Genomic DNA, 15,930 nt, shown 5'->3' with positions numbered 1-15,930 from the left:
ACCACCATGGCCATCGTTCTTTACCACCACCCGTTTTCGCGCGCCGCCAACACCGTGTGGATGCTCGAGGAAGTCGGCGTCGAGTATGAGCTCAAGTTCGTCGACATCATGGCCGGCGACCAGAAGAAGGCGGACGTCACGAAGCTCAATCCGATGGGCAAGCTGCCCTTGCTCGTCGACGGCGACACCGTCGTCACCGAATCCGCGGCGATCGGCCTCTATCTCGCCGATCGTTATGCCCCGGGCCGCCTCGCGCCGAAGCTCGACGACGCGGCGCGCGGCACGTATTTTCGCTGGTCGCTCTTCGCCCCCTCGGTCATCGAGCCCGGCTCGATGGCCAAGGCCAGCAACTGGGAGTTCCGCGCCGGCTCCGCCGGTTGGGGCAACTACGACGACATGATCGCGACGATGGAATCGGCCATCTCTGGCCGTGACTTCGTCCTGGGCAAGGACTTCTCGATGGCCGACGTCATCTTCGGCGGCACCATCGCGTACATGCTCGACTTCAAGATGCTCGAGCCGCGCCCGAGCTTCACCGGATATGCCGAGCGGGTCAAAGCCCGCCCGGCGTACGCGAAGAGCGAGGCCCGCAACAAAGCCGTGATGGACGAGCGCGGCCTCAAGATGCCTGGGGCTTAGCCCCCTCGTCACCGGCTTCTCGCAGGGCGGCATCATGACCTTCGCCCTGGCGGTCACCCACCCCGAGGCGCTGGCGGCCGCCTTCCCCATCAGCGGCCTGCTCCCGCCGTCGCTCTATCCGTCGGCGGCGCTGAGCTCGGCGCGTGGATCGTACAGAGAACTGCGGTCAGGGAGCCGGTTTCGCGTTGTTCATCGGGAAAGCGCGCTGCGCCGGGCGCGCGAGGTGCTCTGCCTCGATCAGCGTCTTCAGCCGCCCCATCTCCTCGCGCACGTCCCTCGCCAGCCATTCACGCAGGAACGGATCCATCACCCAGCGCCACGGCGCGAAGAAGCGGAAGCGCTCGGTATGCACCACGCGGGTGCCCGCGGCGGTCTCGTCGAGATCGAAGCCGCCCTCGAAGGTGAGGAACAGGCAGGCGGGGAACGAGCGCAGGCTGCGATAGCGCACCGCGTGGCGGCCAAGGATCGTCATCTCGAGCGTCACCGGCGGCCCCGGGAGGCCGCGCAGCTTGCCGTCGTGGCGCATCCAGATGCGGTCGCCCTCGCGGCGCAGGCCGAGGACGCGGCCGATCTTCCGGTCGGCAAGCTTGTATCGATGGAGGTCCGTCACGAAGTCGATGATGGCTTCCGGCGGTCGCTGGATGACCGCCTCGCTGATCCCCTCGATCATGCCGCCGTCATAGGGCCCCCCGCGCTGCGAGGGAAGGCCTGTAGACGGCCATCACGATCCGCGGGTTCCGGACGCGATCTCGCCGTCGGCTGACGAGACCGCGCCCGGGTTCCGCGTCGTCACCGCCGCGGCCTGGGCGTGCGGCCTCTCTTCTCCAGCGCCGCCGCGCCGCCAGCATCGAGGCCGTCGGAGCTCCTGCCTTCCCCCTGCCGCTGTCCTACGATAGGCTCGCGTATCCGTTCGCGACAGGTGATATATGCGTTTTCGGCGACATGGAACAGATGTTACGGATGTGACTATTCACATATCAAGCTTTTATACAGAATGCTATTGATGTGGCTCGGTTGCGGGTCGCCATCCGGGACCCAAGCTCAACAGGCTTGTTCGGGTGGAGAGCCGCAGGGACTGGAAGTCCAGGGCCCAAATTCGCGAGATTTCGCACGTTGGCTGGAAACACGTTCTTTACGTTGCGGCCATGACTGAAGCATTGACATGATCTGAGATTTTTTTTTGTTGCCTGCATGCACGGACGCGCTCCGGCTGTGGCCAGTATATTGCGCGATGATGGCGGGGTCGTGGGTGCCGAGGTTGCCGGTGACGTTCAACGACGCCGGCGGGTCGCTCGGGTCGTGGACGCCGACGTCGCAGCGGTCCTCTGCGGAGCCGCGGGGCGAGCGCCCTCCTCGCTCTCCCTTGTTCTGCTCGTCCTCCACGCCATCCCAGTACTCCTCGCGCCGGGGGCGACGATCCCTTGCGCGATCGCGCAACACGTGACTGCCGCTCCTGCGTGATCGGTCCACGTCCCGCGCCGCCTCCGCGCCGCCTCCGCGCCGCCCGCCTGCGGATTCCCGGCGCGATCAGGCCACGGGGTGGGCTGCGGACGCCTTGATGAGCCCCGATGGAGCATCGCTGCGCTCTGGTATGCGGGTTGCCAAGCCCGCCGCGTCGACTGCCGACGAGGCGGCGCCGCGATGGGCCGACCTCGTCGATGAACCCATTCACCACCAGTGCCGGCCGGCCGCTCGCGGAGCGCCGACTCCTCTGCGACGGTATCGCGGCCTTCGTGCGTCGACGGAAGGAACATCGTGGCATCTACGCAAATCTACACGAAGACGCTATCGAATGGCGAACGGGAGCTGCTCGAAGAGACGCTCGCCGGTATAACGTATCCAGAGAACGGCTACGTGGAGTACCTCGCGCAGCTCCGGAAGGCGCGGGATCGCGTCGCGGGCATGTTCTCGGATCTCTCGGCGCTCGCGGATCTCGGCCGCTCGCCGCCGGTGTTCTGCGGCGCGCTCAAGGTCGGGAATCTGCCGACGAGCGCGAACGTCCCTGTGCCGCCGCCTCAGGCGGGGCTCGCGAAGAGGATCGAGAAGCCGAGCTATCTTTCCGAGAACCTCCTGACGATGATCGCCTCGTTCTTCGGCGAACCGTACTCGATGTACTGCGAAGGGCGCGGCCTCGTGAACAACCTCGTGCCGTCCAGGGAGACGTCGGGCGATCTGAGCGGGCTAGGCACGACCTCCGAGCTCAGGCTCCACATCGAGAACGCCGCCCTCCGCTTCATGACCGGGCGCGACTGCTCACCCAAGGCGCTCTTCCTCACCGGGGTCCGTCAGGACGCCTCCCCGCCGTACACGCGCGTCAGCGACGCGCGGTTGGCGCTATCCATGCTGAGCCCGGAAGAACGCGCGGCGCTGGCGAGCCCGGCCTATCAAATGAAGCTGCCTTACAGGTGGAGGAGGTCTCGCGGCGCCTACGTGAACGTCACCACGCGCCCGATCCCGCTCGTCGAGCGGACGCCCGCGGGTCTCGTGGTGAACGCGGCGTTTTACGGAGACATGATCGCCGACATCCTGTCCCCTCGAGCGGAGCGCGCGGCGAAGCGCTTCGAGGCGGCGCTGGAGGAGGTGGCCATCGACGAGATCGTGTCGCCCGGCGAGCTCCTAGGCATCGACAACCGCGTCACGCTCCACGCCAGGACAGCCTTCAAGGCGTCGTTCGACGAGCAGGGGCGCGCGTCCAGGTGGGTGCAGCGCATCTTCGTGACGGACGCGCTGGAGAACTTCGATGGCTGGGAGAGGATCGACGACGCGGTCTTCGCTCCCACCTTCACGGTCGAGCAGCCCAGCTCCCGCCCGACGGCTCAGCTCCACGGTTGAGCGCCGATGGCGATCGTCGAGCAGCGCATGAGCCAGATCCCGCTCCTCGTCGCCGTCTTCGCGTCCTATGTAGCGCGCGGCGCGTTCCTCGTCGCCGCGTCGTGGGAGCTCGTGAGGGCGACCGGCGCCGTCAACGCCGTCGGCTGGCTGCTTGTCTGGCAGAGCGCCGCGGATATCGCCGTCGGGCCGTTCCTTGGGATCGTCATCGATCGGTGGGACCGCAAGAGGATCAGCATGGCCGCCGACGCGGGGAGGGGCGCGCTGCTCCTGCTCCTCTTCCTCGCGTGGAGAGTCGACCTGGCGCCCAGCGCGACCGCCATGATCTACACCTTCGGCATCCTGTCCGCGCTCGGCGATCGCCTGTTCATGGGGTCGGTGTACGCGCTTGTCATGGAGATCGCCCCGGAGCACGAGCTCTTGCGGTTCAATTCGCGGACCGCCTCGATGGTCCAGCTCGGCAACATGCTCGGGGCGGGCGTCGGCGGCGTCGTCGTGGCGAGCATCGGCTATGGCGCGTCGCAGCTCGTGAGCGCCGTCTGCTTCTTCATCTCGCCGCTCGCGCTCTCCCGGCTCAGCGACCGGCGGGCACGCCCGGCGGCGACGAGCGCCCGAGCCGCGGCGTCCTTCCGGGACTCTCTCATGGAGGGCGTCGCGGCCCTGCAGCAGAGTCGCGGGATCCAGGTCAACATCGTCCTCCAGGCCACGCTCATCGGCCTGCTCAGCGTGACGAACACGCTCCTGCCGGGCTTCGTCGCGCATACGCTGGAGCGCGACGGCTCCGCGTACGGCGTCATCGACGCGGCCGGGGCGGCCGGAGCGATGGTCGGCGCGGCGCTCTTCAGCGCCGCGAGCAGCCGGGCGCTCCAGAGGTTCTCGATGCGCCACAGCCTGCTCCTGCTGTGCCTCTCGACCGGCGCGTTCAGCCTGAGCCGCGGCCTCGCGGGCGCTGCGGTGCTCTACGCCACCATGGGGCTCTGCATCGTGACAGGCCGGGTGTCCGCGGACTGCGACCTGCAGCAGCGCAGCGGCGTCGAGAGGATCGGCCGCATCAAGAACCTCGTCCAGGTCGGGGTGGCGGTCCTCTCCGGCGTCCTCTACTTGAACCTGGGCGCCTTTGGCCACCTCGCGTCGCCAGCGGCCATCTACCGCGGCTACGCCGTCTTTCTGGGCGTGGTCTGGGCCGGGCTGTCAATCACCGCATTCAGAAGGTCATCCCATGGATTTTCTCGATAGCCCCCGCCTGCCCGAGGACGCGGCGTTGCTGGCGCTGCGCCGCGCCGTGCCCGAGGTCGGCCAGCCGCTGTCCGCGCTCTACGACGCGCCGCTCGTCGACTACGCCCGCCACGTCTACCGCCCTGCGCGGCCTCCCCGCAGCCGGCTCGGCCTGGAGGCGCGCGCCCTCTTCGCCGACGCGCTTCGACCCGAGCTGCGCGCGCAGCTGCCGCCAGAGGACGTCCCGGCCGCGCTCGCCGAGCTCGAGCGCTCCGGCGTGATCCAGACCGGCCCTCATGGTCAGCTCATGCTGGACCATGACGCGTTCTACACGGCCATCTTCTCGCGCATCGGCCTGCTGTCGCGGGGATGCAGGTATTATTTCTGGTTCACCTGCTTCACGAACAAGCTCGAGGTGAGGCCCGGCCGTGGCGCCGGCTGGCTGGGCGTTGCGGGCACGTGCATCAACGTCTTTGGCCTGTCGCGGAGGCTCATGACCAGGAGCAGCGCCATCGCCGCCCCGGGGCCCGTCCGCTTCGCGCTCGAGGAAAGCGGCGCGCTGTCTCCTGCGGTCGCCGCGGAGCTCGCCCACTTGCGTGATCTCCTCGGCGGCGCCGCGCATCACAGCGTGCCGGAGGCAGTCGACGCAGCCAACCGCCTCCTCTGGCAGGAATGGGAGCCGGAGGGGCGGGCGCGGCTGGTCGTCTTCGCCGAGGGGTTCTGTACGCGCCTCGTCGCGCGGCACCTCGAGGTGGAGGACGGCCTGCTTGGCCGCCTGCTCTTCGAGCCCCGTCGGCGCGCGGCCGGCATGCGCGTCATCGAGCGGGCGGCTGGAGCGACCATGGGCAGCATGCTCCCGTCTGGCACCGACTTTTTCTGGCGCGTGCGCGACCATCGGATCCGCGCCATGGCGCTGCGCGGCGGACACCTCGTGGAGCAGGAAGCTCCGGACGTGGCGCCGGTTCCATTCGAACGAGGCGCCGTGATCGAGGAGCTGCGCCGCGGCGCCTTGCTGCCGAATGTGTTCCTGCTCTTCCTCGCGGCGACGTTCTTGCCGGGCTTCCGCGCGCTGGGCGGGTTCTTTCAGATCGCGTACATGCCGGTATACCGAGCCGCCCTGCTGGCCATGCTCGATGGGTCGGACAGGGACGAGCGCGCGTTGGTCGAGGACATCCTCGCCGACGACAACCACGGATGGGGGATGCACGTGCTGGAGGAGCCGGACGAGGTCCTGCCGCTCATCGCCCAGACGGGGCGCGCGGGGATATTCCCGGTGCTCGCGGAGCGTTACGCGCGGAGGAGCACGCGGTCGATCACCCGGAACCTTGAGTTGTTCCGCACACATGGCCGCTGGCTCCCGGTCATGGAGGAGGCGCTGGCCAGGGCGCAGGTGGCCGGACGGTAGGGCTCGTCTCCCTGCGCGGACGCGTTGCCTGCGGTCTGCGGTACACCGCCCTCTGCGACCGGCACCGGGCGTGGCGCGCGCGGCGCGGCCTGGGATGGCGCCGTCGATGGCCCCGTACGTTGCTTCTACCACACCGTCAGGTTGGAGCTGCCGCTGCTCGAGGGGTTGAACACCTCTGTCGCCATCACCTGGTAACTGTGAGTGCCAAGCTTCCACCCCTTTGACGCCCAAGCATTTACGTGATTGGAAAACGTGATGGTGCTGTTGGTCCCGGTGGGCCTCTTCGACCTTCGGACGCTCCAGTACTGATAGAACGTCGCATTGCCTATGATGGAGGGCGCGTTGACCCGCTGCATCCTGTACAGGTCGTAGGTGCCCCCGTCCGTGGTGACTGAGCCCGCCGGCGTTCCGCCCGGCGGTCTCCAGCTGCCCCAGCTGTCAACGACGTAGTATTCTACGAGTGGGTTTGTCGTCCACCCATAGAGCGTCAGATATGCATTGCTGCTGCCCGTCGACCAGACGCCGGCATTGTAGCCAATGTTCCTGCTCGACGACCCAGTGCTCCAGCCCTTGCCGCCAACGAAATTATAGTTGCCGTTTGCCCAATTGACAGCGTAGTTGCCGCCGCCGTTCAGATTCATGCTGACCGACCCGCCATCTTTCCAGAACGTGTACCACTGGCCGTCCGTTCCGGTTTTGTTCGCGCTTATCGTGAGAGCGCTTTGATCGGTGGTCAGATCGGTCTCGTTCATGTCCACTTCTGCGCCATCCATGACGCAGTTGGTCAGTAGGAGCCCAAAGGCGGAGCACATGCCGAGACGGGTGATGTTGTTCATGGCGATCGCCTTTCTTGGCCTATCTATTGTTCGGGGCTGGCAGTTGCGTCAAGCCGAATGAGCAATGCAACCGGGCCTGGTCATCAAGAAGGTGCGATATTATCAGATGCAGAGTGACGAGGGTGGCTTGACGCCGACAGGGGGCCGAGGCCTCGACGGGCGCGATCGCCCGGCGCGCCAGGCGCGCGAGTCTCGGCGTGAAGCGACTCGATCTGCTCGAAGCTGAGCGGCCACGCGAGAAATGCACAGTGGACCTGTCGTGGAGGCCTGTGCGCGGCGCCCGCGAACGCGCCGCTGCATGTGTCCGCGACGACCGAACAATGGGAGCCGGTGAAGAGATCGATCCCGATCCCGATGACGGAGGTCCCGGTGCTCATGACGGCCCACTCAGGGGAAAGCGTAAGGATGAGGTCTCATCGTGAACGTTCACGTAGCGGCTGTCAACGCCGATGCCGCCGCCCGCCGCGATCCGCCAGCTCGACCACCCCCGAGCTCCGTGGCGCGGGCGCTCGTCACCGGGCGTCGACACCGAGCGCCCTGCGGCGCACAACGGTGCTTTTCCAGTACGGTGGTCCCCGGCTGGGAGAGCGCGCTGGAACATCGGTCGGCTCGCCGAGCGCGGAGAGGAAGCGGACGATGTTCCGGGGCTCAGTGACCATGGCGGCACGGTTTCCGCATCGGCCGCGGCGACATGACACGCTGGCAGTACGATTGTGGTCGTGCCGTCCGGCGATGGCCGCGGTCCGGCGCCCACCCATCTTAACGCGGCGCTCCGAAGGAGCCCTGCCCGCCATGTCCTCCCTCGGGCCCGAAGATACCCGCGGGCCGGTCGATTGGAATTGACACCGACAATGTTAACGTTCACATTCCAGTCGAGGGCCATCCTTTTGTTTCGGTTTGGTCGGGTCCTCCTGAGTACCGAGCTCTTCGTCAATCTGATCCATTCGGTCGATTTTTTACACCGATCCTGTTCGCGCGGTCGTCGCGGAAGCGATTGCTGATCGATGGTGATCGGCGTCTTGCCAAGAGCGATCCAATAGAGGACGCGACAGCCCTCGCTTGTTCGACGGCTGTCGTGAAATCCTGCGCGCTGTCCACCGGAGATGATTTTTTTCAAGAATCCGGCGATGCTGGCGAAGCGACCGGACGGCAAGCTCGGGAACGAGGGAACCCATGTCGCGGCGGGCCGCGCTGAGACGCTCCTCGGGCGCACCGGTGTCATCACATCGGCCCCGTCCGGGGGCTCGTCTGAGCCGGGTGGGAGGCACTTTGCCAGGGAGGCGGATCCCGTGAGGAACGCTCTGTCACCTGAGGTGCGTGTGGCGGGTCGCCGTTGATACGCTCGGATCGTTTTGTTTCATTCTCACCTGATTCCGGTACGTAGGAGACCTGTGATGCAAGATCAAACGTTCAGCCGACTCGCCTTTTGTGTCACCCTTGCCAGTTGGGTCGCGATTTCGTGCGCCCCCGCCGAGTCCGACTCGAACAACGAGGGAGGGGGGGGAGCGACGGCGACCAGTGGTTCCGTTAGTAGCGCGAGCGGCAGCGGCGTTGCGACGTCTAGCAGCAGCGCGAGCGGCAGCGGCGTTGCGACCTCTGGCAGCACCACCGCGGCTGGGACCGGCGGTGACAACAGCGGCGGGGGTGGCGGGGCTGAGCCAACCGGCAGCGGCGGTAATGGCATGGGTGGCTGGCCCGAAGGAGCCATTCCCATGGGGAACGCGCCTGTGCCGAGCGCGGGGTGCGGCAAGGCAACCACGTTGACGTCCAAGGAGTATACGATCTCTAGCTCGGGCCAAAATCGCGTGTACTACGTCGATATGCCCCGCAACTACGACATGAACAAGCCCTACCGGCTGTTCTACACCTCACATTGGATCGGCAGCCGCTACCAAGACGTCAAGAATCAAGACTTCTACTTTCTCAAACCGCAGTTGGAGGCCGACGGAGAGCAAGCCATTTTCGTGGCCCCCTCCTCGGACGGTCCAACGTGGCAAGAGAAGGACCACGCGCTGTTCGACGACATCATGGCGTTCATGAATGAAAATGTCTGCTACGACACGACCCGCGTGTTCGCGACCGGCTTCAGCTTCGGAGGGATGATCACCTATTCGCTGTCGACGAACCATCAAGCGGAAATCCGTGCGGCCGTGGGCATCGCCCCGGCCAACTACAACATCTGGTTGCCTGAAAAGACACGTAAGCCCATTGCTTGGATGCACACGACGGGCATGAGCGACGGGACTTGCCCCTGGGTGAACAACGAAGGTCAGAAGAGAGGGGCCAAGTTCATCGCCCTCGAAAAGGCCGAAGACAACGGCTGCACGATTCCGGACAATATCCCGACTTCAAACGGCGCGTACAGCTGCTACGATTTCAAGGATTGCGATCCGGAGCATCCGACGCGGGTGTGCACCTTCGGCGGCGGGCACACGAACATCGACGGCAATCCGAACTGGATTCCCATCGAGTCGTGGAAATTCTTCAAGCAGTTCTGACCGACGCCCTCGCCGCGGGCGGGACGCTCGCCCGCGCGTAGCGCCGCGCTCGGGGCGTCTCGCCTGCAAGGGGAAGAGGGGCCGCCTCCGAGCGCGTGGGCAAATCAAGCCTGATCGGGCGGCTGCTCGGTGCGCCCTCGAGCGCATCCCGGTGCACGTGCACGCGCTCCGACGTCACGCTCCCTGACCGAGGACCCTCGTTCAGTGGAAGGCGAAGCGGTCGACCGTGATCTTGTAGCTGAGTCGTTCGCCGCGCTCGATGCGGCCACCGAGCGACATGTTGTGCTCCTCGCCGCTCGTCGCCACGTACTTCGCGTCGGCCGCCACGAACGTGCACGCACCCTCGATCGGCTGCGGGCGCTCGAAGAGGCAGCCGTAGCCGTCCTCGGCGACGGGGCGACAGATGCGGGTGTCGATCTTCAGCGCCTCGACCTCCTCGCGAGAAAACATGCGCTCCTCGTGGGCGATCTTCATGGGCTTCTCGCAGCGAACGTAGATGGGCACGTACTGGTGCTGCGCGTCCCGGTACACGACGCCGTCTTCGATCTCCTCGCGCGTGCCCGTGGCCACGTCCAGATAGCCCTTCAGGCGGACCGGCGCCTCGACCGCAGCGGGGAGACCCTCGGCGGGCATCGCCTCGGCGTGCGGGTGATCGCCGGCGTAGACGAGGACGTTGAGGAAGCGGTGCCGCGCGCCGTCCCCGACCGGGTCGAAGATCTCGCTGACCGCGTCGCATCGTGCGGCCTGCTCGGCGGAGCGGCTCTCCATGTTGTCCCCGCTCGACTCGAACCCGAGCTCGTAGACGCCCACGCTCGCTCCCCAGCCATTGTCGTTCTTGGACGCGGCCAGGCCGGCGGCGTCGTCGTCTGGGGCGATCCAGAGGTTGTTGGTGGTGAGCGCGGGGACGTGCGCCAGCGAGCGAACGAGAAAGCCGTCGTCGCCGCAGCCGCGCCCGATCTGTTCATAGGTGGTGTCTACCTCCGCCGGAGTCGACGGGGTTGCCGGCGCCGCGGTGGGCTCGGCGATCGCGTCGCCGTCCAATCCGCCGCAGCCCGCGACGAAGATGAAAGGAGCCCCCACGAGAACCAGCGAACGAAAGTAGTTCCTCATGACGGCGGTGGGAGCAAAGCTCGTACCTCCCCGATCCATGCGGATTTTCCGCCCAAATCGCGGCGCGAGACGCGACGCGTGAACGGGGCGCCACACCTCGGCCGCTCACGAGTAAGCGCTGCGCGAAGCGCCGTAGCCCCAACGTCGGTCAGCTGGTGCAGGATGGGCGCGATGGAACCGGCCCGGTCAGCTCGTCGCGCGCTGCTCTTCCGCGGGAAGCGGGGGCGGGGTCCGCCGCTTTCCGACGAACGCGAACAGCGCGCAGACAGCTTGGCGCGGCGGCGGTCCGGCACCGGGGCCGCGGCGGCGTCCGCGTGTCATGCTGGCCCAGACACCGCGCCAAGCCACGCTCCCTCTCGCCGGTCGTGCCCTGGCCCATGCTACCGCGAAAGGAGCTCCGAACCCTACCTCGCTCGACGACGCGCCGTTCCAGCCACCGCGTCGCGCGACGACACCGCCGCGGTGGCTCGCTTCCATCCTATGAAGGAGCGTTCATGCGACTGTCATTCTCTTCGGCACATTGCGTCCTCGCCTTGGTCACCGGGCTCACGGGCATGCTCGGCTGCTCGGACGACCCTGGTCCCGGCAGCAGCGCGCCCGACGCGGGCGCGCCCAGCGATCCCGACGCGGGCCCCGACGCGGGCGCGCCCGACGGCAGCCCGCCCTCCTCCGCGACGTTCGGTCCGCTCGGCGATCGGCCGGATCTGCCCGTCGACGGGCGGCTCACCATCGACGGCCTGCTCTCTGCCGTCGATGTCGTCGAGGACAGGGACGGTAGGCCCCATATCTATGCCGAAAGCCTCGTGGACGCGATGCGCGTCGAAGGGTATCTGACGGCGCGCGACCGCGCGCTTCAGCTCGAGATCCTGCGGCGCACCGCCGAGGGGAGGCTCGCAGAGCTCTTCGGCGACCTCGATCCCACCACCATCGATCAGGACATCGCTCTCCGCCATGTCGGGCTCGGTCGGATCGCCAGGGCCCAGTACGACGCGCTCCCCGAGGGGGAGCTCCGCCAGATGCTCGACGCGTACGCGGACGGGGTGACCCAGGTGTTCAGGAAGATCCGCTCCGGGGACATCCTCCTCCCCGGCGGCGCGACGGGGATACCCGCCAAGGCGTTCACCGACTGGAGCGGCGTCGACTCGCTCGTGATCAGCCGTTTTCACAGCTACCTCCTGTCGTTCGACGCCGAGCTGGACATCACCACGCAGCAGTTCTTCGACGCCGCCCGGACGACGTTCGCGTCGAGCGGCGCCGATCCGCTCGCGCAGAAGCGCGCCGGCTTCGAGCGGGACTTCCTGAGGTTCGCCCCCTCCGAGCCCGCGGTGACCAGCAGCGGCTATCCCGCCTCCCCGGCGCGGGAGAAGGCCCGGAAGGCGGAGGACAAGGCGGCGAAGAGAGCGCCTCGCGCGCGACGACCGGGGCGCGCCGCGCCGGCCCGCGCGAAGCTCATGTCGTCGCTGACCGGCTACCTGAGCGCGGTCCAGCGCGCCAGGAGCAAGATCGCCCCGGAGGGCTTCGGCTCGAACAACTGGGCCATCCACGCGAGCCGGAGCGCGACGGGGCACGCGCTCGTGGCCAGCGATCCCCACCTGTCGCTGAGCGCGCCGGCCGTCTGGTATGCCGTCTCGATCCATGTCACCGCGCCCGAGGGCAAGGACGCGAGCCGCGATGTTCACGTCGGGGGCGTCACCTTCCCCGGGATTCCGGGGATCATCCTGGGCCACAACGAGCACGTCGGGTGGGGAGCGACGGTCGCGATGTACGATGTCACCGATGTCTATGCCGAGACGCTCACGCCCGACGGCAAGGCCGTGCTCTTCAAGGGCAATCCAGTGCCCCTCCAGACGGTCGAGGAGGTCATCGCGATCGCTGGCAGGGAGCCCTATACCTACCGCGTCCCGATCGTGCCCCATCACGGCCCGCTCCTGCCGACCATCGTCGACCACGCGGTGGTGGATCCGGACCCGGCCGTGGGGGCGCTCAGCGTCCGCTGGACGGGGCTGGAGCCGACGAAGGAGCTGGAGGCCATCTTCGGCCTGCTGCGCGCTCGCTCGGTCGATGAGGCGCAGGAGTCGCTCTCGAAATTCAGCGTCGGCGCGCAGAACTGGGTGATGGGCGACGCCGCGGGCGACATCCTCTGGACGACGCACGCGGCGATCCCGACGCGGTCTCGTGAGGCGTTCGCCTGGGACGCGGCCACCTATACGGGCGTCCTCCCCTGCATGGTGCTCCCCGGCGACGGGACCGCGGAGTGGACCGGGACGCTCCCCGAGCACCTCATCCCCCGGGCGAAGAACCCGCCGGCGGGATACATCGCCACGGCGAACAACGACCCCATCGGGGACTCCCTGGACAACGATCCATCGAACGGCGCGCTCCCCGACGGCACCCCCATGTACCTGGGCTGCAGCTTCGACATCGGGTTTCGCGAGGGCCGCATCCAGGAGCGGATCGATGCCCACGAGGGACCTCTGTCGCCGGAGGATTGCGCGGCGATCCAGGGCGACATCAAGTCGGCGCTGGGCGCGAGGCTCGTGCCTCACCTCCTCCGCGCCATGGACCGCGCCGAAGAGGAGCGCAAGACGCCCGGTACTCACCCCGATGTGACCGCGATCGTCGCCGACGCCGCATACGAACCGCAGCGCCTCGTCGCCCTGCGGGCGCTCCTCGACGGCTGGGGCAAGGAGGCGGACTACAAGGCGGCCGCCGGCGTCGATCTCGATACCGCCATGCCGCTCGCGGACGAGGGCGATGGCCCCGGCGCGGTCGACGCCCGCGCCTCGGAGGCGACCTTGGTCTTCAACCTCTGGCTCGTCCGGGTGGTGCGCCGGGTGCTGGGCGACGAGCTCGGCCAGATGGGCTTCTCGTCGTTCTCCCGGGAGATGTCGGCGAAGGCGCTCCTCCACCTGTTCTCCGCCGATCGGGAGCAGCTCGCCACCTTCGATCCGGCCGTGCAGGACAGCGCGCTGTGGGACGACATGGGCACGCCAGCGGCCGAGTCCAGGGACGATCGCGTGCTGCGCGCCCTGCTCGACGCCCTCGCCTGGCTCGATCGACAGGGCGGCTCCGGGGCTGCGGCGCCCCGCTGGGGCGCCTTTCACACGGTCACCTTCGACGCGCTCGTCCCCCTGCTCAGCAGCCTCAGCATCCCTCCGCCGAGCGATCCTCTCTGGAGCGGCGGCTTTCCGCGCGGCGGCGACGAGTTCGCGGTGGACTCCTCGGATTATCGCCTCTCGTGGGCGCTCGACGAGTCACCGGATTTCCGGTACGTCCACGGCCCGTCGCAACGGCTCGTCGTGGAGCTCGACCCGGCGGGCCCGAAGGCGTGGAACGCCATTCCCGGAGGCAATGTCTGGGACGCCGAGAGCCCACATTTCCGCGATCAGGCGGAGCTCTGGCGAAAGAACCAGACGCGCCTGGTGCCGTTCCTGCTCCCCGACGTGATCCAGGCGAAGGAGTCGCGCACCGTGGTCGAGGCGCCGTAGCCGGCGCGTCCGCCGAGGCCCGCCCCGGGCCGGCGGGCGGGACTCGCCGGGGAGGCTCACGCCCGGCTCGGCGCCTCGCTCGAGCCCTCCGGCCGCGCGCCGGGCTCGCCGCCGGCGAGGCCGGTCCACCAGCCGCTCGCGAGGGCGAGCGCGATCCAGCCTTGCAGGTCCGCGCGCAGCTGCGCTGCCTCCGCGGCCGTGCAGCCCTGCTCGACAGCGGCGAGGGCCTGCCCGAACGGCAGCTCCCGGCAGCGCTCGAGCAGCCGGGCGAACAGCGGATCCACGGAGGTCGTGGTCGTGCCGGCGGCGCTCCGGGCGAAGACCCAGGTCCGGGTCGACGGGTGGCGACGGATCGGCTCCGGCGCGTCCTCGTCCCGATCGGCCCCCGCGAGCTGCGAGAAGCGGGCGAGGTCCCAGTCCTCCTCGGCCAGCGAGCAGGACACCGCGAAGCGCAGCCGCGATCCGGCCAGCCGGGAGAGCTCCTCCGGCGTCGGCCGCCACAGCCCCTCGAAGGGCGACTCGTAGGCGCGCCGCTCGGCCTCGTCCATGCGGAGCGCCTGGCGGACCATGGCGAGCGGAGCCCTGGAGAGCTCGACCCGCCGGCACCACGCGTCGCCGTGCGGCGGGCGCTCCGGCGGTCGGCGCGGGCCCGCACCGTCGAGGCGCTCGAGCGCGCGGTGGAGCCGCTCTGCGAAGCCGCGGGTCGCGTCGTCGAGGTCGGCGTGGCGGGGCGGGCGCTCGGCGAGGTGCAGCGCGGCGAGGTGGTTGAAGTGCCAGTGGCTCACCGCCCGCGCCACGCGGGGAAAGCTCGTCTGGAGCGCGGTGAACAGCCGAATCCAGTACTGGCGATGATAGACCGCCAGCCGCTCCGCCGGCGCGGGGCCCCCCGGGCCGCCCTTCAGCTGCGCCACGAGGCGCGCGGGATACCGCTCCTGCCGCTCGCGGAAGCGCCCGGCGCCCGGGTCGAGCGGCGCGCGGAGGACCGCGGTGAAGTCGCGCTGGAGCTCTCGCAGCCAGCGCGGAGGCTCTCCGCCCCTCGGGCTCATGCCGATCGCACCCGCCGCGCCTTGTCGAGCTCCGCGAGGGCCACGGACAGGGGCGGGATCTCCGCGTCCCACTCGAGGAGCGTGGGAAAAGGGCCGCCCCGCCGCCACGCTTCCTCGTAGAGCGACCAGACCTCGTCGCATACCGGACGATCGTGCGTGTCGTGCCGCAGGCCCGAGGGCAACACCTGGTGTCCGGCCAGGTGGACCTGCAAGACCCGGCTCCACGGCACGCCGTCGAGGTACTCGCGCGGATCGAAGCCGTGGTTGTCGCTGGAGACGAAGATGTTGTTGACATCCAGCATGGCCCAGCAGCCGGACTCCTCCACCACGCGGCGATAAAAGTCCCACTCCGGCATCGTGTCGCGCTCCCAGGCGACGTACGACGACAGGTTCTCGATCCCGAAGGGGACGCCGAGGGCCTCCTGGACCTCGGACGCCCGCGCGGCGGCGTAGGAGATCAGCTCCGGATCGTACGGCGCCGGCAGCAGATCGTGGTGCGTCATGCCCTCGAACGCCGTCCAGCAGAGGTGATCCGTGAAATAGGGAATGCGAAACTCCTGGATCAGATCCCGGAGCCGGGACAGGTGATCCCGGTCGAGGGGGGCTTCGCCCAGCAGGTTCAGGGAGACGCCGTGGGCGACGATCGGGTAGCGCTCGGCGATGCGCCGGAGCCGCTCCCGGGGCAGCGGCGACGCGCCGAGGTAGTTCTCCGCGATGATCTCGAAGAAGCCCAGCCGGGGCCGGAGCCGCTCGATCGCCTCGTAGTGCGGCGGGCGCAGCCCGAGGCCGAGCGCGTCGCACGGGAGAGCGCGCGCGTCGGGCGCTCGGTCGTCGTCGGCGGCTCGCGGCGCGCTCATCGGCCGG

11 protein-coding genes are annotated in these 15,930 nt (G+C 68.4%); 6 read left to right on the top strand and 5 right to left on the bottom strand.

Annotated elements, in window-relative coordinates; translation table 11 throughout:
* Window positions 1-6: 6 nt before the first annotated feature.
* Window positions 7-639 (top strand): glutathione S-transferase family protein, encoded by a 633-nt coding sequence (locus WME98_RS15600; protein WP_437951999.1) that lies wholly within the window; start codon window positions 7-9, stop codon window positions 637-639.
* A gap of 166 nt (window positions 640-805) precedes the next feature.
* On the opposite strand, the gene WME98_RS15595 is transcribed toward WME98_RS15600, so the two are convergent.
* Window positions 806-1,309, bottom strand: a complete 504-nt coding sequence (locus WME98_RS15595) for an SRPBCC family protein (protein WP_437951998.1) — start codon at window positions 1,307-1,309, stop codon at window positions 806-808.
* 1,085 nt (window positions 1,310-2,394) lie between these two features.
* Here WME98_RS15595 and WME98_RS15590 point away from each other — a divergent pair.
* From WME98_RS15590 to WME98_RS15580, 3 genes are read left to right on the top strand one after another with little or no spacing between them, the layout of a single operon-like run.
* The gene (locus WME98_RS15590; RefSeq protein ID WP_437951997.1) at window positions 2,395-3,471 is read left to right on the top strand and encodes a TauD/TfdA family dioxygenase; all 1,077 of its coding nucleotides are present in this window, start codon (window positions 2,395-2,397) and stop codon (window positions 3,469-3,471) included.
* Between the two features lie 6 nt (window positions 3,472-3,477).
* Window positions 3,478-4,704 (top strand): MFS transporter, encoded by a 1,227-nt coding sequence (locus WME98_RS15585; RefSeq protein WP_437951996.1) that lies wholly within the window; start codon window positions 3,478-3,480, stop codon window positions 4,702-4,704.
* Window positions 4,688-6,088, top strand: a complete 1,401-nt coding sequence (locus WME98_RS15580) for a hypothetical protein (RefSeq protein ID WP_437951995.1) — start codon at window positions 4,688-4,690, stop codon at window positions 6,086-6,088. The genes WME98_RS15585 and WME98_RS15580 overlap by 17 nt, the downstream gene beginning before the upstream one ends.
* Before the next feature lie 125 nt (window positions 6,089-6,213).
* Here WME98_RS15580 and WME98_RS15575 read toward each other — a convergent pair whose 3' ends face one another.
* On the bottom strand, window positions 6,214-6,840 hold the full coding sequence (locus WME98_RS15575; protein WP_437953985.1) for a glycoside hydrolase family 11 protein: 627 nt from the start codon (window positions 6,838-6,840) through the stop codon (window positions 6,214-6,216).
* 1,478 nt (window positions 6,841-8,318) lie between these two features.
* Between WME98_RS15575 and WME98_RS15570 the strand changes: the two genes are divergently transcribed.
* Window positions 8,319-9,422 (top strand): alpha/beta hydrolase family esterase, encoded by a 1,104-nt coding sequence (locus tag WME98_RS15570; protein ID WP_437951994.1) that lies wholly within the window; start codon window positions 8,319-8,321, stop codon window positions 9,420-9,422.
* Window positions 9,423-9,623: 201 nt separating this feature from the next.
* Here the strand turns inward: WME98_RS15570 and WME98_RS15565 are convergent, their stop codons facing one another.
* The gene (locus tag WME98_RS15565; protein WP_437951993.1) at window positions 9,624-10,502 is read right to left on the bottom strand and encodes a hypothetical protein; all 879 of its coding nucleotides are present in this window, start codon (window positions 10,500-10,502) and stop codon (window positions 9,624-9,626) included.
* A gap of 524 nt (window positions 10,503-11,026) precedes the next feature.
* On the opposite strand from WME98_RS15565, the gene WME98_RS15560 reads away from it, so the two are divergent.
* Window positions 11,027-14,020, top strand: a complete 2,994-nt coding sequence (locus WME98_RS15560) for a penicillin acylase family protein (RefSeq protein WP_437951992.1) — start codon at window positions 11,027-11,029, stop codon at window positions 14,018-14,020.
* Between the two features lie 56 nt (window positions 14,021-14,076).
* On the opposite strand, the gene WME98_RS15555 is transcribed toward WME98_RS15560, so the two are convergent.
* Window positions 14,077-15,066, bottom strand: coding sequence for an HvfC/BufC N-terminal domain-containing protein (locus WME98_RS15555; RefSeq protein WP_437951991.1), 990 nt, complete (start codon window positions 15,064-15,066; stop codon window positions 14,077-14,079).
* The gene (locus tag WME98_RS15550; RefSeq protein ID WP_437951990.1) at window positions 15,063-15,923 is read right to left on the bottom strand and encodes a DUF692 domain-containing protein; all 861 of its coding nucleotides are present in this window, start codon (window positions 15,921-15,923) and stop codon (window positions 15,063-15,065) included. Before WME98_RS15550 ends, WME98_RS15555 begins: the two co-directional genes overlap by 4 nt.
* Window positions 15,924-15,930: the final 7 nt, after the last annotated feature.

Origin of the sequence: Sorangium sp. So ce296, from assembly GCF_051529605.1 — a bacterium.
Lineage (GTDB): Bacteria > Myxococcota_A > Polyangia > Polyangiales > Polyangiaceae > Sorangium > Sorangium cellulosum_D.
The sequence above is the reverse complement of the archived record's forward strand: the minus strand, read 5'-3'. Positions and strand labels throughout refer to the sequence as shown.